Genomic DNA, 23,010 nt, shown 5'->3' on the forward strand with positions numbered 1-23,010 from the left:
TCCTGGAGATCACGCAGGATTCAAGATGTTACTGCGTGCCTAGCACGTCCGCTCGGACGCGCGGCGCAGTAGGAGGAGAGCTGCATGACGATGACGGAAAGCGATTTTCTGCAGGATGTTCCGCCCGGGCGGCTTCGCCCGCTCAACCAGACGGAGCTGAAAGCGACGCTCGCCGACCTCAAAGATATCGCCACATCGGAACCTGCCATCGCCGCTCTTCTCGGGAGTGACAGCCCGTTGCGCGACTTCATCTTCGCCGCGTTGACGCTCTCGCCCCATCTCCGCGAAATGGCCAATCTCGACCCGGCGCTCCTCGTCGCAGCCATCAGCAAGCCGTTGTCGCCGCAGATCGAGGTCCTGGTAGCCGAGGCTCGCCGCGCCTGGCTGCCGGCGCAAGATGGCGCACCGTCGCCTTCGGAATCCGAGGTCATGAGCCGCCTGCGCATCGCCAAACGCCGCGCCTCATTCCTGATCGCGCTCGCCGATCTCGCCCGCATTTTCGACGGAAGAACGACGACGCGCTGGCTGAGCGCCCTTGCCGAGGCCTCGATTTCGGCAGCGATCGATCATTTGCTCTTATCGTCGCACGAGGCCGGCAAGATCGCGGTTCGCGATCCTTCCACGCCGAGCCGTGGCTCCGGCCTCATCGTGCTCGGCATGGGCAAGCTCGGCGCCGAAGAGCTGAATTATTCCTCCGATATAGACCTCGTTATTTTCTTCGACGAAATGGCGGGTGTCGTTGCCAATCCCGACGATGCGATCGACATTTTCCCGCGGCTGATGCGCCGCCTGGTGCGTATCCTGCAGGAGCGCACTGCCGACGGCTACGTCTTTCGCACCGATCTCCGCCTGCGTCCCGATCCGGGGTCTACGCCGCTTGCCATTCCCGTCGATGCGGCGATGATCTACTACGAGGGCAGGGGACAGAACTGGGAGCGCGCCGCCTTCATCAAGGCGCGTGCCGTCGGCGGCGACATTGCCGCCGGCCAGGCCTTCATCCACGACCTCGTGCCCTTCGTCTTCCGCAAATATCTCGATTACGCGGCGATATCGGACATCCACTCCATCAAGCGGCAGATCCATGCGCACAAGGGTCATGGGGCGATTGCCGTCAAGGGTCACAATGTCAAGCTTGGCCGCGGCGGCATCCGCGAGATCGAGTTCTTCGTGCAGACGCAGCAGTTGATCGCCGGCGGCCGCATGCCGGCACTGCGCTGCCGCGCCACCGAGGAAACATTGGGGGAACTGACCAGGGCGAAATGGATAGATGCGGAAACGCGCGACGAACTGACGGAAGCCTATTGGTTTCTGCGCGATGTCGAGCATCGCATCCAGATGGTGCGCGACGAGCAGACGCATCTGCTTCCCGAAACGGATGTCGAGTTGAAGCGTATCGCCTTCATGATGGGCTTTTCCGATCTGTCCGGCTTTTCCGAGGCGCTGGTTGCCACGCTAAAGACGGTGGAGCGGCGCTATGCCCGTCTATTCGAGCAGGAGACCAAGCTTTCGACCGAAACCGGCAACCTCGTGTTCACCGGTCAGGGCGACGATCCCGATACGCTGAAGACGTTGCGCCGCCTCGGCTTCGAGCGCTCCTCCGATATCTCCCATGTCATCCGGACATGGCACTATGGCCGCTATCGCGCCACGCAATCGGTCGAGGCGCGCGAGCGATTGACTGAATTGACGCCGGAATTGCTGCGCGTGTTCGGTGAGAGCAAGCGGGCAGATGAGGCGCTGCTGCGTTTCGACAGTTTCATCTCCGGCCTGCCGGCAGGCATCCAGCTTTTCTCGCTGCTCAGCACAAATCCGGCGCTGCTTTCGCTCATCGTCAATATCATGTCGTCGGCGCCGCGGCTTGCCGAAATCATCGCCGCCAAGCCGCATGTCTTCGATGGCATGTTGGACCCCGGCCTGATGGCGGAGCTGCCGACGCGCGACTATCTGGCCGAGCGGATCAAAAGCTTTCTGGCGCCTGCGGTACACTACGAGGAGGTGCTGGACCGGCTGCGCATCTTCGCCTCGGAGCAGCGCTTCCTGATTGGCATCCGTCTCCTGACAGGCGCGATCGCTGGCACCATGGCCGCCCGTGCCTTCACCTATCTTGCCGATCTGATCGTGGAAGCGGCATTGAACGCGGTGATGAAGGAAATCCAGGCGGCCCATGGCGATTATCCAGGCGGTCGCGTTGCCATCGTCGGCATGGGCAAGCTCGGCAGTTTCGAGCTCACCGCGGGTTCAGACATCGATATCATCCTGCTTTACGACTATGACGATGAAGCCGGCGAATCCACCGGGCCGAAGCCGCTCGATGCGACGCGCTATTTCACCCGCATCACCCAACGGCTGATGGCTGCGCTCTCCGCGCCGACGGCGGAGGGCGTGCTCTATGAAGTCGACATGCGCCTGCGTCCGTCCGGCAACAAGGGCCCGGTCGCGACGCGCATCAATTCCTTCGAGAAATATCAGCGCGGAGAGGCCTGGACCTGGGAGCATATGGCGCTCTCCCGTGCGCGCCTGATCTGCGGCGACGCGGATCTCGTGCTGAATGCGGAGCGGATCATCGGCGAGGTGCTTTCGGCAAGGCGCGATGTTCCCAAGATCGCCAAGGATGTCGCCGAGATGCGGGGGCTGATCGAACAGGAAAAGCCGCCCGTGAGCATCTGGCACCTGAAGCTCATACCCGGCGGCCTGATCGATATCGAATTCATCGCGCAATATCTGCGGCTGATCGCACCCGCCCGGGGCGTCGGGATCGACGCCAATGGCCTCAGCACCGGCGAGGCGCTAAAGCTGCTGGGCGGCAGCCTGATGGACCGCAACGATCTCGACCTCTGCCTGGAGGCGTTGCATCTTTATACTGAATTGTCGCAGTTGATCCGGCTTTGTGTCGATGGACCGTTCGATCCGGACAAGGCGCCTTCCGGCCTGATCGAGCTGGTTTGCCGCGCTGGCGATTGCCCCGACATCAAGACGCTGGAAGCGGAACTGAAGCGACTTTCGAAAGCGGTGCGGAAAGTCTTCCAGTCGGTAGTGAGAGCCTAAAGCATGTCGCGCAAAAGCGCGCAGCGGTTTTGCGCTAACGACATGCGCAAAATCAAGGCTTAAAGCGCAAGGAGTGAATCCCAGAGATCGCGATGCGCTTTAGCTCAGCCGTGATCGGGAATGCGAATGGCAATCAAGGTGCCGATGCCTTCGCGTGAGCGGATGCGCATGCGGCCGTGATGCAGTGTCGTCAGCGACCGGGAAATGGCGAGGCCAAGGCCCGAGCCTCCCTTGCTCTTGGCATATTGGTTCTGCACTTGCTCGAACGGCTGACCGATCTTGCTCAGCGCCGACTTCGGGATGCCGATGCCGGTGTCGGCGATCGTTAACATCACCGCGTCCCCGACCTTGCGCGTGCGCACCGCGATGCGGCCGCCGTCATTGGTGAACTTGACGGCATTGGAAAGAAGATTGAGCAGGATTTGCTTCATGGCGCGGCGATCTGCCGTCAGCTTGATGCCGGAGGAGATACGCTGTTCGACAAGGATGTTTTTGTAGGCAGCCGGAATGGAGGTGAAGCGCAGGCACTCCTCGATCAACGGCGCAAGATCGATCCGCTCGCAGGAGAGCTTGAGGTGCCCCGCCTCGATCTTCGACATGTCGAGAATGTCGTTGATGACGTTCAGCAGATGCTTGCCGCTGTCGTGGATATCCTTGGCATATTCATTGTATTTCGCCGAGCCCAGCGGACCGAACATCTGATCCTGCAGGATTTCGGAGAAGCCGAGAATGGCGTTGAGCGGCGTGCGCAGTTCGTGCGACATGTTCGCGAGGAATTCCGATTTGGCCTTATTGGCGGCTTCGGCGCGTTCCTTTTCTGCGAGGTAATTGGTGTTGGCGGTCGAAAGCTCCGCCTTTTGCCGCTCGAGGATCTGTCGCGAGGCGGAAAGATCGTTGATCGTCGCCATCAACCGGCGTTCGGAATCGCGCAGGCGCTCCTGGTTGCGCTTCAACTGGGTGATGTCGGTGCCGACGGAAACGAGGCCGCCGTCGCGGGTGCGGCGTTCGTTGATCTGCAGCCAGCGCTCGTCGGCAAGCTGCACTTCCGTCGTTTGCGAGTGGCTGGAGCGGCCGGGATCGACAATGCGCCGCTCGATGACCGGGCGGGCCGCGGCTGCGTTGACCACGGCGCGTTCGGTGCCCGGCACCAGCACATTGTCCGGAAGACCGTAAGCTTGCTGGAAATGGGCGTTGCACATGACTAGGCGGTCGTTCTTGTCCCAAAGCACGAAAGCTTCCGAAGTGCATTCGATCGCATCGGCCAGACGTTGGTCGGCCTCGGCATAGCGCTGCGCCAGCCGATGTTGTTCGGTGACGTCCATGGCGATGCCGATCATGTGGACATGACCGGAATTGGTGCGGATGACCTGGGCGCGGGCACGCATCCAGACATAATGTCCTTTGGCATGACGAATGCGCAGGATCTGATCCACCTGGCCGGCAGTGCCGCGGGTGACCGATCGGGCCAGCACATGCAGGCTGTTATCATCGGGGTGCATCATCCGGGCCGCGTCGGTGAAGGAGAGCGGCCGGTCGGCGGCCGGCAGGCCGAGCATGTCGTACATCGATCGCGACCAGAAGAATTCGCGGCTGGCGAAATCAAAATCCCAGAGACCGCAGCGCCCGCGTGACAGCGCGGTCTCGACGCGCAGATTGGACTCGAGGAAGATCTCGTCGGCATCGCGTGCCCGTTTCACCTGGGTGTAATAGGCATAGAGGATGACGAGCAGGATCGAGGAAATGCCGGCAAAAAGCGTGACATTCAGCGTCAGCTCATCGCGCCAGAGCTTGTCGATCTGCTCCATCGAGGCGGCCGACAGGACGAAATCGCCCTTGTCTCCGATCAAGGAAATCGCCGCGTAGAAGGGCGCTCCGTCGATCATCGTCTCGATCACGCCGGCATGGTCGCCGAAACTTCGGATGGCTGACACTTCGGGGAAGAAATCGGAGATGGTCAAGCCGATATAGGCGGAGCCGGCGGCAGACGACCCGAAGACACGGCCGCTCGCCTGCACGAGAAGGACGAATGCGCCGGTGTCGAGCCGGTCCTGCGGAAGGTAAGTCGCAAGTTTCTTTTCCGCGCCGCTTCGGTCGCCGATCTGGAACAGGCTGGCATCGTTGGAAAAGGCCGCCGAAGCGGCGGCGATGGAAAGCGATGTCGCCCGGCGCGCAGCCGCGGTCATCCGCCCATGCTCCATCATCATGCCGAAGAAATGCGACGCGGCGACCACCATCAGAAAGGAGACGATGAGGACGGGAATTACCCGTTTCAGGATATGTTCGGCCTTCGGAAAACGGCGCGAAACCGTTTCCGCCCGTACGCCCGCTCGATCGGTAACACCGCTATGCCAGGATTTCAGACCGTCGAAATTAACACGCAGCCGCCCATCGGCCGCGGTTGCCCGCCGCACGTCCACCATCGCTCTAGCCTTGTCCCTCGTGTGATTCGCTGCGCCGCTCGCCCGAATCTGCCTTAATGAATCACTCGTGATTCGCCTTGTCCAGAGGGGAGGGTAAAACTTTCTTAACCATATGCGATTTCGAGGCTTTTTGCACTCGCAATGGTAAGGCGACGGCGCGCGGGACTCGTTCCGGCTGAAAAAAGCGGGCTCAAATCACCCGCTTTGATCTCGGACAAGCAAGTGAAATTCACTCCTTGAGGATGCGATCCACAATATCGCGAACATCCGTCGAAAGGTTGGCGGCGCGTTCGATTTGCATCAGAGCGGAGCGGGCGTGATCGGCACGAACGGGTTCCAGCAAGCGCCAGGAACGCATGGAGGTCAGAATGCGTGCCGCCAACTGCGGGTTGCGCTGGTCGATGTCGAGGATTTGCTCTGCGAGGAAGCGATAGCCGGCTCCATCCGCACGACCGAAGCCGGTCGGATTGGCAAAGGCGAAGGTGCCGACGAGCGCGCGCATGCGGTTGGGGTTGGTGCGCTTGAAAAGCGGCGTTTCCATCAGGCCCTGGATGCGCTCCAAGGTCGCCGCGCCCGGAATAGCCGCCTGGATGGCGAACCATTTGTCGATGACCAGCGCGTTTCCGGTGAAGCGATCATGGAAGGTCTCGAGCGCCGCCTTGGCCTCCGCCGTCTCCGGAAACCGGTGGGCGAGGATCGTCAGGGCGGCACTGAGATCGGTCATGTTGTTCGCCGCATCAAAGGCCGCTTTGGCGCGAGCCGGCGCATTGTCCGACTGCGACAGATAGGTGAGCGCGGCATTCCGCAATGCTCTGCGTCCGGCGCTTGCGGCATCCGGGCTGAAGGGTCCGGGTGTCTGCATGTTGTCATAGAGTGAAGCGAAGATCTCTTTTCCGGCTTCGGCGACCAGCGCGAGGATCGCCTGACGGCCGGCATGGATTGCGTCCGGATCGTTATTGCCGCCAAGTTCGCGGGCAATGTCGGCTTCGCTCGGCAAAGCCAGCGCCTGGGCGCGGAAGGCTGGCTCCAGGCTCTCGTCGCTTGCCGCCGCCAGAAGCGCATCGATGAATGCGGCGTCACAAGTGACAGGGATGCCCTGGCGCGCGTCGCGGGCGGCCTGCAGCAGGTTCGGCAGGCCAAGGTCGATCAGCGCCTGCCAGCGTGCGAAATGGTCGGTTTCATAATGAGCGATCAGCGCCAAGTCCTTGGCGCTCTGGCTGAATTGCAGATTGATCGGTGTCGAGAAGCTGCGGTTCAACGACAGCACCGGCCGCGAGGGAATGCCGTGGAAGACTGCCGTCTGCGCCCGCGTAGTCAGGTGCAGGACGTCGTCGGTCAGTTCCGCTCCGGTCACCGATGTCGGCGTCAACAACGTCCCATCCGCGGCGAAAAGCGCCGTGCGCAGCGGGATATGCATGGGTTCCTTGTTCGGCTGGCCGGGAGTGGCCGGCACCATCTGTTCAAGCGACAGCGCGAAGGTCTTGGCGCCGGCGTCGTAGGTGCCGGAGGCGGTTACCAGCGGCGTGCCGGCCTGATGGTACCAGAGCGAGAACTGCGTCAGGTCGCGGCCACTCGCATCTTCGAAACATTTGATGAAATCCTCGATCGTCACCGCTTGGCCGTCGTGACGGTCGAAATAGAGGTCCATGCCCTTCTTGAACAGATCGCGGCCGAGGAGGGTGGCGATCATGCGGGTGACTTCGCTGCCCTTCTCGTACACTGTCGTCGTGTAGAAGTTGTTGATCTCACGATATTTGGTCGGGCGGACCGGATGGGCAAGCGGGCCGCCGTCCTCCGGAAACTGCTCCGATTTCAGATGACGGACTTCGGCGATGCGCTTGACCGGCCGCGAGCGCTGATCGGCGGAATATTCGTGATCGCGATAGACCGTCAGGCCTTCCTTGAGGCAGAGCTGGAACCAGTCGCGGCAGGTGATGCGATTGCCGGTCCAATTGTGGAAATATTCATGCGCGATGATCGCCTCGATATTGGCATAGTCGGCATCGGTGGCGATTTCCGGATCGGCCAGCACGTATTTGTCGTTGAAGACGTTGAGGCCCTTGTTCTCCATCGCCCCCATGTTGAAATCGGAGACGGCGACGATCATGAAAATGTCGAGATCGTATTCGCGACCGAACCGCTCCTCATCCCATTTCATCGAGCGCTTCAGCGCATCCATGGCATAGGCTGCGCGGGGCTCTTTGCCATGCTCGACATAGATCTTCAGCGCCACTTCACGGCCGGACATCGTGACGAACGTATCCTCGACTACGCCGAGATCGCCGGCGACAAGTGCGAAGAGATAGCTGGGCTTCGGATGCGGATCAAACCAGGCGGCGAAATGCTTGCCTTCGCCATAACCGGCCCCGCCGAGAAAATTGCCGTTCGACAACAGCAGCGGATTGGCCGCTTTATCCGCGATGATGTTGACCGTATAGGGAGCAAGTACGTCGGGGCGATCCGGGAAATAGGTGATGCGGCGGAAGCCCTCGGCCTCGCATTGGGTGCAATAGATGCCGCCTGTGCGGTAAAGTCCCATCAACTGCGTGTTGGCTTCGGGGTTGATGACCGTCGTGATCGTCAGCTCGAAAGGCACGCTTTCCGGCAGGTCGCGGACGGTCAGGCTTTCCGCTGTCGCCTCGAATTGCCCGGCCGGAACTTCGATCTGGTCGAGCAGCAGTCCCGAAAGGGTGAGCTCGTCGCCGTCGAGCACTAACGGCGCCTTGGTGTCGGTGCCTTCGCGGCGATGAAAGATCAGCCGCGCTTCGACCTTGGTTTCGGTCGGGTGCAGATCGAAGGTGAGGTCCACGCGTTCCAGAACGAAGTCGGTGGGACGGTAATCTGCCAGATGGACGATCTGGCCGGTGTCTGTTCGCATGGTCTATCCTGATCAGGCTCATACTGCGGCGGGCGGCGTTGATCCGAAGCAGCGCTTCGGAGGCAAATCCGCGCGCATCATTACATCGAAATCTGAACCAAAGTTAAAGTCATATCACCGCGCCACTACGATTTGTGATGGCGAGGGAAGTATTTGATCAGGAAGGCCACATCTCATTTCAGATTGAAGGCCGCCTTGATCGCATCGTCGGCTTCCGTTTGCTGCACGACGACACCATACCATCCAAGTCCATCATAGTCTTCATAGCCGAGTGTCTTTGCGTAAGCGACGATGGCGCCGTTATTGTCGTAATAGCTGCCCCGCGTCATGCCCTCGGGATTGGCGAGCGCGAAATGCGAGAACATCAATTTCGGATCGCTGCAGGCGATGACGCGTTTCTTGCCGTCGAGCAGCATCACCACGGTCTTTTCGGCGACCTGTGGCGATAGATTGGCCTCCTTGTCGACAATCGCCTGTCCCTGGTTCTGCCAGTCGAAATAGACGCCCAGCGTGCCGATCTGTCGGCCATCTGTTCGTCCGCCTTCCCGAATGCCGGTAGCGTAGACGAGCACATTGCGCCGGTCGTGCAACTCGCTGGGTTTGACCTCATCGACGATATAGTCGTCACCCGACCGGCAGGCGACGGCTGCCCTGAACCAGGGATCCGCGGCGAGATTGGCGCCCGCGAGCTTGCGCTGGTAGGCGGGATTGGCCGAGGCGATGACATGTCCCTTCATGTCGGTCACGACCAGATCGAGATAGACCGTATAGAAGCGGTTGATGACACCCAGACGTTCGGCGGCGAAGGCCAGGCGTTGCGGCTGCGGGTCCTGAAGCGCCTCCCACAGCGCAGTGTCGGTCGCCCACCAGCGGACGTCGGCGGTGCGCTCGAAGAGATTGCGGACGATGAGCTGCACCAGCGTCTGGGCAAGATCGGTCAGCCGAACGCCTTCCATCTCCCCGACCAGCGCTTCGGCCATGCCGCGGGTGACGCCGATACGGCCGAGAACGTTATCTTCAAATTTACTCGCGATGTCGGTTGCGATCTGCGCCAGGCGCTGAACCTCGTTGGCGACCACCGCGAAGCCCTTGCCGGTTTCGCCGGCGCGGGCCGCCTCGATGAGCGCGTTGATCGCGAGAAGCTTGATCTGCTTGACGACATTGGTGTTGTCGCTACTGAATCGCTCCAGATCCTTGCCGATGCCTTCGGTGACGACCCGCATCGAGCGCGGTGTTACCGCACGCTGCTCAGGACGCCGCTCCATCGATTGGGCCGCTGTCATCGAATGAAAACCTCGGAAATAGTAAAGACTGAAGTAGGCGTTTGAAAATACATGCCGCGCCGCAGGCATTATTGACCGCGGTGAAATTAAATTGAAGTGCTTATGGTTTTTAAAAGGTTAATGCGGCCGTCAGTTCGGAAACTATACCGTTTTTGGCCCAAAAAAGGTCCCGACGGGCAGCTTCAACGCGGTCAGTCGGCTGTAGACTGCATCCGGCGCCCCGTCGGTTCGCCGCCCCGGACGGGCAGGGGTATGGACTGGAAGTCCGTCTTTTCGATGCGTCCTTCGTTCGGCTTGCGCATGGCGATGCGCCACCCCGCATAGCCGGCATATAGCGCAAAGGCGAGGGCCAGGAACCAGAGAAGGCCGGATGGGCCGGCGAGTTGCATCATCGCGCCGCCGACCAGCGGTCCGGAGACCGTGCCCAGTCCGTAGAGCAGCATGATACCGCTGGAAATGGTGACATATTCATCCGGCGCCGCGCGGTCGTTGGCATGAGCGACATTGAGTGCGTAGATCGGATAGAGCACGGTGCCGATGAAGAAGCCGGCGACATAGAGCGTCAATTGCCCATGCGCGTTGAACAACGTCATGGTGACGCAGGCAAGGATGCCGATAACACCGCAGACGATCATTACGTAGCGGCGGTCCATCTGGTCTGATATGCGGCCGATCGGCATTTGCGACACGGCACCGCCGGCGAGCACGCAGGCGAGCAACGTCGCGCCCTCGGCCGTGTTCATGCCGACATTCTGGGTATAGACGCCGCCAAGGCTGCTCCAGGTGCCGGAGAGGGCGCCCGACAGCAGCGAGCCGACGAAGGCGATCGGCGACAGCCGGTAAAGTTTCGGCAGGTCGAACTTGGCCTGATGGATCGGCGTCGGCGATTTCGCGGTCGATAGCGCCGTCGGCAACATTGCGAGCGCGAAGATGACGCCGCACAGGATGAAGAGGGAGGTATTGCTGGGATCGCCGAGCGGTACCAGATATTGTCCGCCGATCGAGCCGACCAGGCAGGTGATCATATAGACCGAGAAGATGGTCGCGCGGTTATCGTTGGTGACCCGCTCGTTCAACCAGCTTTCGATGATGAGATAGGCGCCGGCGATGCCGAAGCCGCTGATGCAGCGGAAGGCCAGCCAGGCGCGCCAATCGACCATCAATGCGCACAGCAGAATGCCGATACTGAGCAGCGAGATCAAGGCGCCGAATACGCGCACATGTCCGACCCGCTGCACGAAACGCGGTGTGATGATGCAGGATATGGTGAAGCCGAAAGTGTAGCCGGTGGCGATCACCGAAATGGTGAAGGTCGACCAGCCTTCCGCCACGGAGCGGATCGGCACGACGAAGTTCATCAAGCCATAGCCGACCATCATCAACAGCGTTGACAACATCAGACTGGCGATCGAGACGAGGCTGGCCAGCATTGGAGCGGGATTCCGGTCGATTGGTTGAAGCAGATGCGCATCGCAAAAACGCATCTTGCTCTATCCCAGCAATGATGCGCGATCAATCGCGACGGCACATGACGCGGGTGGTTGATCTGTGGCCCCTCGTCTTGAATGGTCATTGAAAAAGATGATGGCGAAAGAATGGTTTTAAACTTAAATTATTTGTTTAACTTCTTGCGATATCAGTGTTTTCAGATAACTATAGCATGCTATCGGATATCTGGGGCTTCGATCTGTGACGGCAGGTTTAATCAAAAAATATGAGAACTATTCCTTCCGTTTTGTATTTTAGAAGGGCGCCATAAGGAGGCCCGATTGAGCTTTTCCGTCGAGCAACTTGCTTGCCATCCCGAATTCGTCCCCTCCCTGCGTTTCCTGGCCCAGGCTTTGCGGGATCGCTACGACAGCGGCCCGCGGATCGCACGCCTGTTGGCCTCGCATCAGCGCTGGCTTTTGACCCAGACGGCCTATGCTCTTCATCTCGAATATGATCCGGCCATACCCGGCTCTGGTCTGACCGTCGTCAAGCTTCGCGATGTCATCACGCAATACCGCGTCGCAAGCCGCAACACCGTGCTGAGCTATATCGAGGAACTGCTGACCTATCGCTTCCTCATGCCCGCCCCTGGCGTTGTCCGGCGTCCCCGCCGCTATGCGCCGGCCGAGGTCAGCCACACCGCAATGATCAGCTGGTATCTCGCCAATCTCGCCGCGCTTGACCTACTCGACAATGGGAACCGCGCCGCGACGCTTGCCGCCCATCCGGTACTGGTCGACGTGGCGCAGCCGCGCATGGCGCGCCGCTGTCTGGAGACGACCGCCTGGCGCGAGCCGCCGGAGCGTGTCGGCTTGTTTCTCTGGACGGAAGCAGGGGGGCTGGTGATGGACCATCTCGTCTCTCGGGTGGACCTGGGTACGGAAGTAGACGGACGCGTCAATCTCGGCCGCATCGATACGCGGGCAATCGCTGCGCAGTTCATGATGTCGCGCACCCATTTGCAGCGCCTTTTGCGCAAGGCTGCCGATGGCGGCAGTCTGGGCTGGTATGACGAACCGAAAAAGACGCGCCTTTGGATGTCTCGCGACTTCCTGGACGAATATTGCCGCTGGCAGGCAGTGAAACTGGCTGCCGTGGATGAAGCTTTTGCGTGGGCGCAATCGATGGCGGCGCAGGCGGTTTCGGAACAATGAACCGCAAAAAAACGCCGGGCTAGGCCCGGCGCTGCTCTTCATGAAAATCTATTATGAAAATCCGAAAAAAGAGCGGGATCATCGACCTCGCTCTTTCCAAACCTATAGGGGGATGCTTGCAGCCACTGTACGTGCGGGGCTCAGCTCGCGCTGATCGGCCTTGCGCAGGCTGCGGGAGCGCTCGAATTCCTCTGCTGCGCGCACCGCGGAGCCGATATGTCCCACGGAATCGAGAAGAGTGAAAAAAGAACGCAAACCTAAAGACACGATGTCACCCCTGAAACAAAATCATACACGATGCTGTCGCGAATTTCGCGGAACTTCATACTCGCTTCGGAATATCAAGCATCTGCAAACTACAATGCGAAGCCTTGATTTGCCTCAGCTTTTCATTGGTTAGCACTCGCGGAAATCGGCGAATATAGCGGTCGGACGAGCAACGCGAGCGGAGATGCCGGTACCGCGAGCAGTCATCTGCTCATTGGCGGCAATGCCGAGGCTGCGATGACCTTTGGTGGCGCGCACGGGTACGATGACGCGGCGCAGGGTATCAAACCCGCTATGGATAGGACGGAAACGAGCAGTCATGGCCTTGGTTCCTTTCAAATTTCCTCCCAAGACACACCGGATATATTGCAATGCAGCATTGATTCCGCAATGCACACGACTGGAAGACTGCCATGCAAAGAATGCATAACAAGTTTCATCTTCCGTTAATATTGGTGAAAAATTAGTCCGAATCTCCGGCGTCGATCCGACTTTTGAAGGTCAAAAGATCGTTCCAAGCCAAGCGCTTATTGATTGGCGCAGTCAACAGTTCCTGGGGGTGGAGGCTGGCGATTGCCGGTATCGTCCGGCCGGCTATCGTCACTTCCCGCCATTGTCCGCGCAGGCCGTGAATAGTTTCGTTGCTTTCGAAGAAATGACGGGCGGTGAAATTGCCGAGCAGCAGCAGGGCTTTTGGCTCCGCGAGCGCGATCTGCCGCTCGATGAAGGGGCGGCATATCTCGACTTCCGGCGCCGACGGCGCACGGTTGCCTGGCGGCCGCCACGGAATGACATTGGTGAGCAGGATGCCGTCGCGCTGCAGACCGATGGCGCCCAGCATCTTGTCAAGCAATTGTCCGGTTCGTCCGGCAAAGGGCAGGCCTTCGCGGTCGTCGTCGGCGCTGGGCATCGGGCCGATCACCATGATGCGGCCTTCGGCGCTGCCGCTGGCGAAGATGGTCGAGCGTGCGCTGTTTTTTAGATTGCAGCTATTGAACGCTTCCAGCGCGGTCTTGAGTTCGTTCAATGACCGGGCGCTTTCGGCAGCGAACCGGGCTTGTTCGACGGCCTGCTCGTCAGGGATGGCGGGTGCGCTTCGCGGTGACATCGGCACGGCGGCCGGTTGCGGGGCCTGGCGACGTTCCGGCTGCGCCGCGGGTCGTGTCGCAGGCGGGGGTGTCTCGGCACGCGGCTGGGCTGCTGGCCGGGTGCCTTGGCGAGCGGCCTTCATCGCCGCGAATTCGGCAAAGCGATCAACGGCCTCCTCTTCGAGCAGCCATTCGACGCCGGCATCCGCATGAAAATGCAGAAGGGCGGCAAGTTCAGCCGGAGTGAGGTCGTTGGCGGAGATCATGGACGAACTCTAACCAAAGCGGCGGAAGAACGAAAGGGGAGGGTGTTCTCTACCCTCACGCCGTCCACTGGCTGATGTCATCGCGCTCGCCGATCAAGGCAAGGCCGTGGGCGATCGACAGCAGCTCGCCGCCGGTTTCGATCCGTTCCTGACCGAAGCGTTCGGTAAAGATGCGGCGCACCGCGGGCACGAAAGAGGTGCCGCCGGTGAGGAACACCTTGTCGATGCTCCCCGGCAACGTGTTGGTGGTCGCCAGCACGTCATCCAATGCGCATTCGATGCGGGCGAGATCGTCGGCGATCCAGCTTTCGAAATCGCTGCGGCGCACGGTCCTGCGGCCGGCCTTACCGAGCGGCGGGAAGTTGAATTCCGCTTCCTCTTCCGCCGAAAGCGCCATCTTCGTCGCCGACACGGCCTGATAGAGCGGATAGCCCTCATCGTGTTCGACGAGCTCGATAAAGGTTTCGAGCTTTTCCGGCTCCAGGCTGCTGCGCACCAGCGTCTTCAGATCGGCATATTCGCGCGAGGTCTTGAAGATCGATAGCTGGTTCCAGCGGCCGAAATTGGCATAGTAGGAGGTGGGCACTTCCAGCAGCTTGTCGAAGCTTTTGAAGAGGCTGCCCTTGCCGATCGCCGGCGAAACGATGTTGTCGATCATCCGGAAGTCGAAGTGATCGCCGGCAATGCCGACGCCGGAATGGCCGATCGGGGTCGCCGTTAGCTTTCCGCCATGGGTCTCGAAGCGGATCAGCGAATAGTCGGTAGTGCCGCCGCCGAAATCGGCCACCAGCACGGTCGCATCCGTTTTCAGATGCTGGGCGAAATAGAAAGCCGCGGCCACAGGTTCGTAGACGTAATGGATTTCAGGAAAGCCGAAGCGCGCCAGTGCCGCGTTATATCGGGCAGTGGCGAGGGATGCATCCGGGTTGGCGCCAGCAAAATGCACCGGCCGTCCTGTGACGATGCGGCCGACATCCGTCGGCCAAGCATCGCCGGCATAGGCGCGCAGCCGGCGCACGAAGATCTCCATCAGATCCTCGAAGGTGTGGCGCTTGGCAAAGACCAGCGTGCCCTGGAAAAGCGCACTGGCCGCAAAGGTTTTGATGGATTGCAGAAAGCGGCAATCGCCGGGATTGTCGATGAACTGCCGGATGGCAGCATGCCCAGCCTCGACCTTCAGCGCCGCAGCACCCAGTCCCGGATCCTTCATGAAGGACAGGGCCGTGCGCATGCTGTCGGCGGTGCCGGCGACACTGGTGAAGGCGACCGATTGTGTCGCCGGGCCATCGGCGAGCGCCAAAACCGTGTTCGTTGTGCCGAAGTCGAAACCAAGCGCTCGAGCCATGCCCGCACTCCCTTCTGCTGAAATTTTTTGGAATGGGGCAACGCCCCTTATGGAACGCGAGACGCGCCCTTGTCGTAAAGAGGGCGCGTCATGGCATGGCTGAATTGTAAGCGCAAGACGTGAGAGAGCATTTGTTTCGCAATGACCTTATCCGAAAATCGCTTCGCAGTTTTCGCTGCGCGGTCTCGGGTTTTGGATCACGCCAAAGTAAAACGGGCGCCGCGAGGCGCCCGTCTGGTATCATTCGGCCGCGATTGCGGTCGGCGTTTCTTCTTCGTGCTGATGCTTTTCCTTGCGCTTGCCAAGACGACCGACGAAGTCGTTCAGACGGTTCATTTCGAGGAAGATGACCGGCGTGATGAACAGCGTCAGGATCTGCGAGACGACAAGGCCGCCGACGACGGCAATACCGAGCGGTTGGCGCAGTTCCGAGCTGGCGCCGCCACCGACGGCGATCGGCAGCGCGCCGAGCAGGGCGCAGAAGGTCGTCATCATGATCGGACGGAAACGGCGCACGCAGGCTTCATGGATCGCTTCCGCCGGCGATATGCCGGGGGTCGATCGAAGCGTTTCCAGCGCCACGTCGATCATCATGATCGCGTTTTTCTTGACGATACCGATCAGCATCAGCAAGCCGATGAGCGCGATGATCGACAGGTCGAAGCCGAAAACTTTCAGGGCAAGCAGGGCGCCGAGAGCGGCGGCCGGCAGGCCGGAAAGAATGGTCAGCGGATGGATGAAGCTCTCGTAGAGAACGCCGAGAACCACATAGATCGTCAGCACGGCGGCAAGGATCAGGTAAGGCGTGCTGCCCTGCGACTGCTGGAAGATCTGGGCGGTACCGCCGTAGGACGTGAAGACGTCCGCCGGCATGTTGAGATCCTTCTTGATCTGCTCGATCTGCGCCGTTGCGTCGCCGAGTGCTTCGCCGGCTGGCAGGTTGAAGGAAACAGTGGTCGAAACGAGCTGGCCGGTCTGGTTGATGGTGACGGGGCCGGTCGTGCGCTGGACATGGGCGAAGTTCGATAGGGGCACCAGGGCTCCGCTTGCGGAAGCAATCTGGATTTCCTGTAGCTTCTGGTCGTCCCAGGGCTTGCTGGTATCGAACTCGACAATCACGTCATAGCTGTCGCCGGTCGACTGGATCTGTGCCGCGGTATAACCGCCGAAGCCTTCTTCCAGCGACGTGCGCAACTGATTGTTGTTGATCCCGTATTGCGCTGCCTTTTCGGTATCGACGACGATATTGGCCTGCAATGCATTGTTCTGCTCGTCCGAGGCGACGTCCGTGAAGCGCGGGTCGCGGCGCATCGCATCCTCGATCTTATTGGCCCAGAGATTGGTCTGGTCGGCGCTGAGCGCCTGGACGACGAGCTGATACTGGCTGGCGGTCTGACGGCCACCGAAGCGGAGGCTTTGCTGGGGCGTGATATAGGCCTTCAGGCCGGCAATCTTGCTGATGCTGGCGCGCAGCTCCCGTAGGGTATTGTCCAGCGGCTCCCGCTGATCCTTTGCCTTGAGTTCCACATACATCGTGCCGTTATTAAGCGGCTGACGCGCATTGCCGCCGACGATCGACATGACGTGAGCGACGGCCGGATTCTGTTTTACGAGTGCTGCAGCCTGGTTCTGCAGGTCCTGCATCGCCGGATAGGAAATATCCTGGCGGGCCTGCGTCGAGATCGTCAGGCGGCCGATATCTTCCGTCGGGAAGAAGCTCGCCGGCAGGACCATGAAGAGGTATGCCGAGAGGGCAACCGAGCCGAGGAAGCTCAGGAGCACCGTGCCGCGGTGGCGAAGACACCAGGCGACGCCTTTGTCGTAGCCGCGCTGGGTCCATTCGAAGCCGGCGTTGAAGAGACGCACCGGATAGGGGGGCTCTCCATGGCCCGCCGACAGGCGCGAACTGAGCATGGGGGTGACGGTGAGCGATACGATCGCGGAAGACACGATGGCGATGGCGACGACCATGCCGAACTCGTTGAAGATACGGCCGACGACGCCGCCCATCAGCAGGATCGGAATGAACACGGCGATTAGCGAAATCGACATCGATATGATCGTGTAGCTGACTTCCGCCGAGCCCTTGAGCGCCGCCTGCAGCACCGGCATGCCCTCTTCGACATGTCGCAATATGTTCTCGAGCATGACGATGGCGTCGTCCACCACGAGACCGACCGCGAGTGTCAATCCGAGCAGCGAGATATTATCGATGCTGTATCCGAGAATATACATCATGCCGAAGGTCGCGATCAGCGACAGCGGCACGGCGAGGCCGGGTATGATCGTTGCCGTAACGTGACCGGTGAAGAGATAGATGACCAGCACGACGAGGCCGATCGTCAGCATCAGCGTGAATTTGACGTCTGAAATCGCGTCGCGGATCGGCTGAGCCGAATCGTTCATAACGGTCGTCTTCACCGAGGCCGGGATTTCCGCGTGTAGTTGCGGCAGTTTGGCGTTGATGGCGTCGACCACATCGACCGTATTGGCATCCGGCTGGCGCTGGATGGCAAGAATGATCGCCCGCTTGCCGTCATACCAGGAGCCGGCATTGGTATTTTCCACGCTGTCCTGAACGTCCGCGACATCGCTGAGATGGATCGGCGCGCCGTTCGGGTTGGCGATGACAAGCGAACGGAACTCCGCAGCATTGGTGCGCTGCGTATCGGAGTTGATGGTCATGCTCTGCGAATTGTTCTGCAGAGTGCCCACCGGAACCTGGCTGTTGGCGTTGACCAGCGCATTGTTGACAGTATCGATGCCGATGCTGCGGTCCTGCAGCTTGGCGGGATCGACTTCGACGCGCACGGCATAGGTTTGGGCGCCGAACACCGTCACTTCCGCCACGCCGGGAAGAGTGGACAGCGACGGCGAGATGATGTCTTCGGCGATTTCATCAAGCTTGCTGCGCGGCATCGTATCGCTCTGCACCGCCAGCAGCATGACCGGCGCATCGGCCGGGTTGGTCTTGCGATAGCTCGGCGGCACGGTCAGGTTATCGGGCAATTGCCGAGTCGCGTGCGAGATTGCCGCCTGAACGTCAGCCGCAGCCGCGTCGATATCGCGGTTCAGGTCGAATTGCAGCACGATGCTGGTGTTGCCGAGCGAGTTCGTCGAGGAGATTTCGCTGATGCCCGGGATGGTCTCGAACTGCTTGATCAGCGGCGTCGAAACCGAAGTCGCCATGGTCTGCGGCGAAGCACCTGTTAGCTGCGCAGTGACGTTGATGGTCGGAAAGTCGACCTGCGGCAAGGCGGCAACGGGCACGAGGCGATAGCCCGCCCAGCCTGCCATGACCACCCCCAAGGCCAGAAGCGTCGTCGCGACCGGCCGGCTGATGCAGAAGCTGGGGATCATTGCTGCGCTCCGACAGAGATCGTTTCGGTTTTCTGACCCGACTGATCGTCAGCCGAGGCGACTTTCTGCGGCGTGGCATCGCTGAATTGCTCGTTCACGCTCTGGCCATCGTTCAACTGCACCTGTCCCTCGGTCACGACATGGTCGCCCTCCGAAAGGCCCTTGGCGATCGCAGTGTACCCGCCGTTCTGGCGCGCGACGGTGACCGGCGTCATGTGCACCTTGTTGTCCTTGACGACAAAGGCAAAGAAGCCATCGGGGCCGGGGCTGATCGCAACCGTCGGCGTGACGAGAACAGGCTGGTTGTCGTTGAAGTGTACGACGATGTTGACCGACTGGCCGGGCCAGATGGCGCCGTTGGCATTGTTGAACTTCGCCTTGGCGAGGATCGTGCCGGATGCGGCATCGACCTGGTTGTCATAGAAGCTCATGGCGCCTTGGCGCGACTTGCCCTCAGCCGACCGGGGCACGGTGCTGACGGGAACGGTCCCGGCCTTCATCGCTTCCTCCAGTTCGCGCAAATGGCTCTCCTGCAGGTGGAACTTGACGTAGATCGGATCGTATTGGGCGATCGATACGATGGCCGTGCCGGGGCTCACATAAGCACCGACGCTGAGGGTGACATCGCCGAGACGGCCATCATAGGGCGCGCGGATTTCGGTGTGTTCGAGCAGCACCTGATCGGATGCGAGCTGTGCCTTGTCGCCATTGACCGTTGCGGCGGCCGTGTCGCGCGCCGCGACGGCCTGGTCTACCGTCTGCTGCGTGCCGGCTCCGTTGAGAAGGGTCTTGGCCCGCGTCAGGGCCGCTTCGGTTTCCGTGAGCGTCGCCTGGTCCTTGATAAGGTTTGCCTGGTCCTTATCGACGGAGGCCTGGGCCGTGCGCGGATCGAGCTTTGCGATCAGGTCGCCGGCCTTGATCATGGCGCCATCCTGAGCTTCAATCGAGGTGATGATACCGGATTCCTGCGCGGCAATCGTCGTCGTGTCCTGCGCATCAGCCCAGCCGGTGGCGGTTACGTCGTTGGGGAGCGTCGTTTTCGTGACTGCCACGGTCTTGACCACCTGGGGCGCGATCTGACGCTTGCCGTGGCCGCCGGCATCCGCTGCCTTGCTGCTATCCTCGGTCTTGGCGGATGCTTTGTCGACCAAAGCGGACATAAAGGGGATACGGTCACGGTAGCTCCAGACTGCAAGAGCTGCGACAACGAGAAGGCCGAGAGAGAGCCAAAATTTCTTCATATTTAAAAACCGGTCGAGGCGAGTTGCAGGAAAATGCGGTGACCTCGAGGCGGGTTTGTTGCAACGCACAAAAGACGCGTTCTGCCATCACCCATCACATCGCCGTTACCGCTAACGTTCGGTATTCTGTCCCTATAACGTGTATTGATGAACGCTAGTTCGCAGTAACCTACCACCTGTTCGACAGGGTGAAAAATTAACAGTTGGAAAGCTTTGCCGGTATGCTTTCGTTTGCAGTGCAATAAATGGCCGAAATGACTATTTTTTGATTGCCGTTCTGTAATAAAAGCGCGGCAATGCTGATCTTTTGCCCTTACCCACCCGGAAACGGGAGGGTTGAAGCCCAATATTAGCCTATCTGTTTCTCACGTAATTGTGTTCGGGCGGACCGCGCCTCCAAAGGCGAAGTCCCTCGTTCGCCGCTTTTGTCCTCAGAGCGAGCGCGCCGCGCCGCCGTCGCAGCGGATCATCGAACCCGTGACATAGCTTGCAGGTTCGCTGCAAAGAAAGGCGGCCGTCGCCGCGAATTCTTCGATCGAGCCGTAGCGGCCGGCGGGAATGCGTTGTTGCCGCTCGGCTTGGATGTCCTCCAGGTTTTTGCCGGTACGTTTGGCCGCTGCGCTGTCAAGGTCGGCCAGCCGGTCGGTGGCGATGCTGCCCGGCAACAGCATATTCACGGTAATGCCATGCGCCGCTACCTCTGCCGCCAATGTCTTGCTCCAACCGGCAAGCGCGGGACGCAGCGTATTGGAAAGTGCCAGATTAGGGATCGGTTCGATGATGCCGGAGGAGGCAACGGTCAGGATGCGTCCCCAACCTTGTGCCTTCATGCCGGGAAGCAGCGCATTGGTCAGTGTGATGACCCGCGCCACCATCGATAGGAAATAGGTTTCCAGCCGGTCGGCGGTCATATCTTCCGACGTTCCCGGGGTTGGCCCGCCGGTATTGTTGACGAGGATGTCGAGGCCGCCGAGCTTGTCGGTCACGGCCTTGCTGACGGTCTCGACGAACATCTCGTCGTTGAGATCGGCCCAGATCCAATCGGCCCGACCTTTCCCTTCGGCGTTGATGGCCTTGCAATTGCTCTCCAGCCTCTCGCCGCTACGGCCGCAAAGCAGGACATTCGCCCCCTCGCGTGCCAGCGCCATGGCAATGCCGTGGCCAAGCCCCTTGGACGAAGCCAGAACCAGTGCCCGCTTTCCTTTGATGCCGAGATCCATCTTGTTCATCCTTTACGCTGACCGAATATTTCCATGGGTTTTATAGAATGCCGGGAACGCTTTTTGAAAGCCGATAAACGGCAAGCGAAAGCAGCTAGATATTGACGTTGACGTAAGGGGAATATAATTTCCGGGCCGGTTGTGCGAATTGGAGGATCGGCTGTCGCTTCCCGGCTCGACAATCCTCTCCCGTTTTGACAAGAGATAGCCGAAACGGGAAGACGTCCAAAAAGGGACAAGGCCGCGCGCCACCAATCGGAGCCTGGCCAATGGGAGACAGAGTGAATGACCGACGCTAGCGAGCTGCCAGAACGCGAAAGCATGGAATTCGACGTGGTGATCGTCGGAGCGGGGCCGGCTGGTCTTGCGGCGGCGATCCGTCTGAAGCAGGTCAATCCCGATCTGACCGTCGTCGTGCTCGAGAAGGGCGCGGAAGTCGGCGCCCATATCCTGTCGGGTGCCGTTGTCGATCCCATCGGCATCGACCGGCTGCTGCCCGGCTGGCGCCAAGAAGACGGCCATCCTTTCAAGACCAAGGTGACGGACGATCATTTCCTGGTGCTCGGACCGGCCGGCTCCGTCCGCCTGCCGAACGCGCTGATGCCGCCGCTGATGAACAACCACGGCAATTATATCGTCTCGCTCGGCAACGTCTGTCGCTGGCTCGCCGAAAAGGCGGAGGCCCTCGGTGTCGAGATCTATCCCGGCTTTGCCGCCACCGAAGTGCTTTACAATGACGAAGGTGCCGTCATCGGTGTTGCCACTGGCGACATGGGTATCGAAAAGAACGGCGAGCCCGGCCCGAACTATACCCGCGGCATGGCGCTGCTCGGCAAATACGTGCTGATCGGCGAAGGCGTGCGCGGTTCGCTTGCCAAGCAGCTCATTGCCAGGTTCAAGCTCGATGAGGGACGTGACGTACCGAAGTTCGGCATCGGCCTCAAGGAACTCTGGCAGGTTAAGCCCGAGCACCACAAACAGGGCCTGGTGCAGCACTCCTTCGGCTGGCCTTTGGGCATGAAGACCGGCGGCGGCTCGTTCCTCTATCACCTCGAAGACAATCTCGTCGCCGTCGGCTTCGTCGTGCACCTCAATTACAAGAACCCCTATCTCTATCCCTTCGAGGAATTCCAGCGCTTCAAGACGCACCCGGCGATCCGCTCCACCTTCGAGGGCGGCAAACGCCTCTCCTATGGGGCGCGCGCCATCACCGAAGGCGGTTACCAGTCGGTGCCGAAGCTTTCCTTCCCCGGCGGGGCGCTGATCGGCTGTTCGGCCGGTTTCGTCAACGTGCCGCGCATCAAGGGCAGCCACAATGCGGTGCTGTCGGGCATGCTGGCGGCCGACAAGATCGCCGCAGCAATTGCCGCCGGCCGCGCCAATGACGAGGTGATCGAGATCGAGAACGAATGGCGCCAGACGGATATCGGCCGCGACCTGAAGAAGGTCCGCAACGTCAAGCCGCTGTGGTCGAAGTTCGGCACGGCGATAGGCGTGGCGCTTGGCGGTCTCGACATGTGGACGAACACGCTGTTCGGCTTTTCCTTCTTCGGCACGCTGAAACACGGCAAGACCGATGCGCAGTCACTGGAGCCGGCCGCCCAGCACAAGCCGATCGCCTATCCAAAGCCGGATGGCGTTCTGACCTTCGATCGTCTCTCGTCGGTGTTCCTGTCGAACACCAATCATGAGGAAGACCAGCCGGTGCATCTCAAGGTCAAGGACATGGACCTGCAGAAGCGCTCGGAGCACGACATCTATGCCGGCCCGTCGACGCGCTACTGTCCGGCCGGCGTCTATGAATGGGTGGAAAAGGACGGCAAGGACATCTTCGTCATCAACGCCCAGAACTGCGTGCACTGCAAGACCTGCGACATCAAGGACCCCAACCAGAACATCAACTGGGTGCCGCCGCAGGGCGGCGAGGGGCCAGTCTATCCGAATATGTGATG

At 60.5% G+C, this 23,010-nt stretch carries 13 protein-coding genes; 3 read left to right on the plus strand and 10 right to left on the minus strand.

Annotation, left to right across the window (positions count from 1 at the left end; genetic code table 11):
- The first annotated feature begins 84 nt into the window (after positions 1-84).
- Entirely contained in the window at positions 85-3,045 is a 2,961-nt protein-coding gene (locus PH547_RS08890) for a bifunctional [glutamine synthetase] adenylyltransferase/[glutamine synthetase]-adenylyl-L-tyrosine phosphorylase (RefSeq protein ID WP_285168081.1), read from the plus strand.
- Positions 3,046-3,149: 104 nt separating this feature from the next.
- Here the strand turns inward: PH547_RS08890 and PH547_RS08895 are convergent, their stop codons facing one another.
- The 4 genes from PH547_RS08895 to PH547_RS08910 form a co-directional block, all read right to left on the minus strand.
- Entirely contained in the window at positions 3,150-5,465 is a 2,316-nt protein-coding gene (locus PH547_RS08895; protein WP_104822457.1) for a PAS domain-containing sensor histidine kinase, read from the minus strand.
- Positions 5,466-5,694: 229 nt separating this feature from the next.
- Positions 5,695-8,343 (minus strand): aminopeptidase N, encoded by a 2,649-nt coding sequence (gene pepN / locus PH547_RS08900; protein WP_285168083.1) that lies wholly within the window; start codon positions 8,341-8,343, stop codon positions 5,695-5,697.
- A gap of 173 nt (positions 8,344-8,516) precedes the next feature.
- Positions 8,517-9,626, minus strand: coding sequence for a methyl-accepting chemotaxis protein (locus PH547_RS08905; RefSeq protein WP_285168085.1), 1,110 nt, complete (start codon positions 9,624-9,626; stop codon positions 8,517-8,519).
- A 191-nt stretch (positions 9,627-9,817) separates the two neighbouring features.
- On the minus strand, positions 9,818-11,056 hold the full coding sequence (locus PH547_RS08910; protein WP_285168206.1) for an MFS transporter: 1,239 nt from the start codon (positions 11,054-11,056) through the stop codon (positions 9,818-9,820).
- 339 nt (positions 11,057-11,395) lie between these two features.
- On the opposite strand from PH547_RS08910, the gene PH547_RS08915 reads away from it, so the two are divergent.
- Complete coding sequence (locus tag PH547_RS08915; RefSeq protein ID WP_285168092.1) at positions 11,396-12,271, plus strand: hypothetical protein; 876 nt, start codon at positions 11,396-11,398, stop codon at positions 12,269-12,271.
- Between the two features lie 396 nt (positions 12,272-12,667).
- Here the strand turns inward: PH547_RS08915 and PH547_RS08920 are convergent, their stop codons facing one another.
- From PH547_RS08920 to PH547_RS08945, 6 genes are all read right to left on the minus strand, one after another.
- The gene (locus PH547_RS08920) at positions 12,668-12,859 is read right to left on the minus strand and encodes a hypothetical protein (protein ID WP_285168093.1); all 192 of its coding nucleotides are present in this window, start codon (positions 12,857-12,859) and stop codon (positions 12,668-12,670) included.
- 142 nt (positions 12,860-13,001) lie between these two features.
- A complete protein-coding gene (locus tag PH547_RS08925; RefSeq protein ID WP_285168095.1) occupies positions 13,002-13,892 on the minus strand; it encodes a uracil-DNA glycosylase in 891 nt (296 codons plus the stop codon).
- Positions 13,893-13,947: 55 nt separating this feature from the next.
- Positions 13,948-15,237 carry an Hsp70 family protein gene (locus PH547_RS08930; RefSeq protein WP_285168097.1) on the minus strand — a complete coding sequence of 430 codons (1,290 nt, stop codon included), beginning with the start codon at positions 15,235-15,237 and terminating at the stop codon, positions 13,948-13,950.
- Positions 15,238-15,477: 240 nt separating this feature from the next.
- Positions 15,478-18,597: an efflux RND transporter permease subunit gene (locus PH547_RS08935; protein WP_285168099.1), complete on the minus strand. Its 3,120-nt coding sequence runs from the start codon at positions 18,595-18,597 to the stop codon at positions 15,478-15,480.
- A complete protein-coding gene (locus PH547_RS08940; RefSeq protein WP_104822464.1) occupies positions 18,594-19,838 on the minus strand; it encodes an efflux RND transporter periplasmic adaptor subunit in 1,245 nt (414 codons plus the stop codon). The genes PH547_RS08935 and PH547_RS08940 overlap by 4 nt, the downstream gene beginning before the upstream one ends.
- A 431-nt stretch (positions 19,839-20,269) precedes the next feature.
- Positions 20,270-21,058, minus strand: coding sequence for an SDR family oxidoreductase (locus tag PH547_RS08945; RefSeq protein ID WP_285168102.1), 789 nt, complete (start codon positions 21,056-21,058; stop codon positions 20,270-20,272).
- A gap of 285 nt (positions 21,059-21,343) precedes the next feature.
- Here PH547_RS08945 and PH547_RS08950 point away from each other — a divergent pair, with 285 nt between their 5' ends.
- On the plus strand, positions 21,344-23,008 hold the full coding sequence (locus PH547_RS08950) for an electron transfer flavoprotein-ubiquinone oxidoreductase (RefSeq protein WP_104822465.1): 1,665 nt from the start codon (positions 21,344-21,346) through the stop codon (positions 23,006-23,008).
- The last annotated feature ends 2 nt before the right edge of the window (positions 23,009-23,010 follow it).

Origin of the sequence: Rhizobium cerradonense, assembly GCF_030182455.1 — a bacterium.
In the GTDB taxonomy this organism is placed as follows: Bacteria; Pseudomonadota; Alphaproteobacteria; order Rhizobiales; family Rhizobiaceae; genus Rhizobium.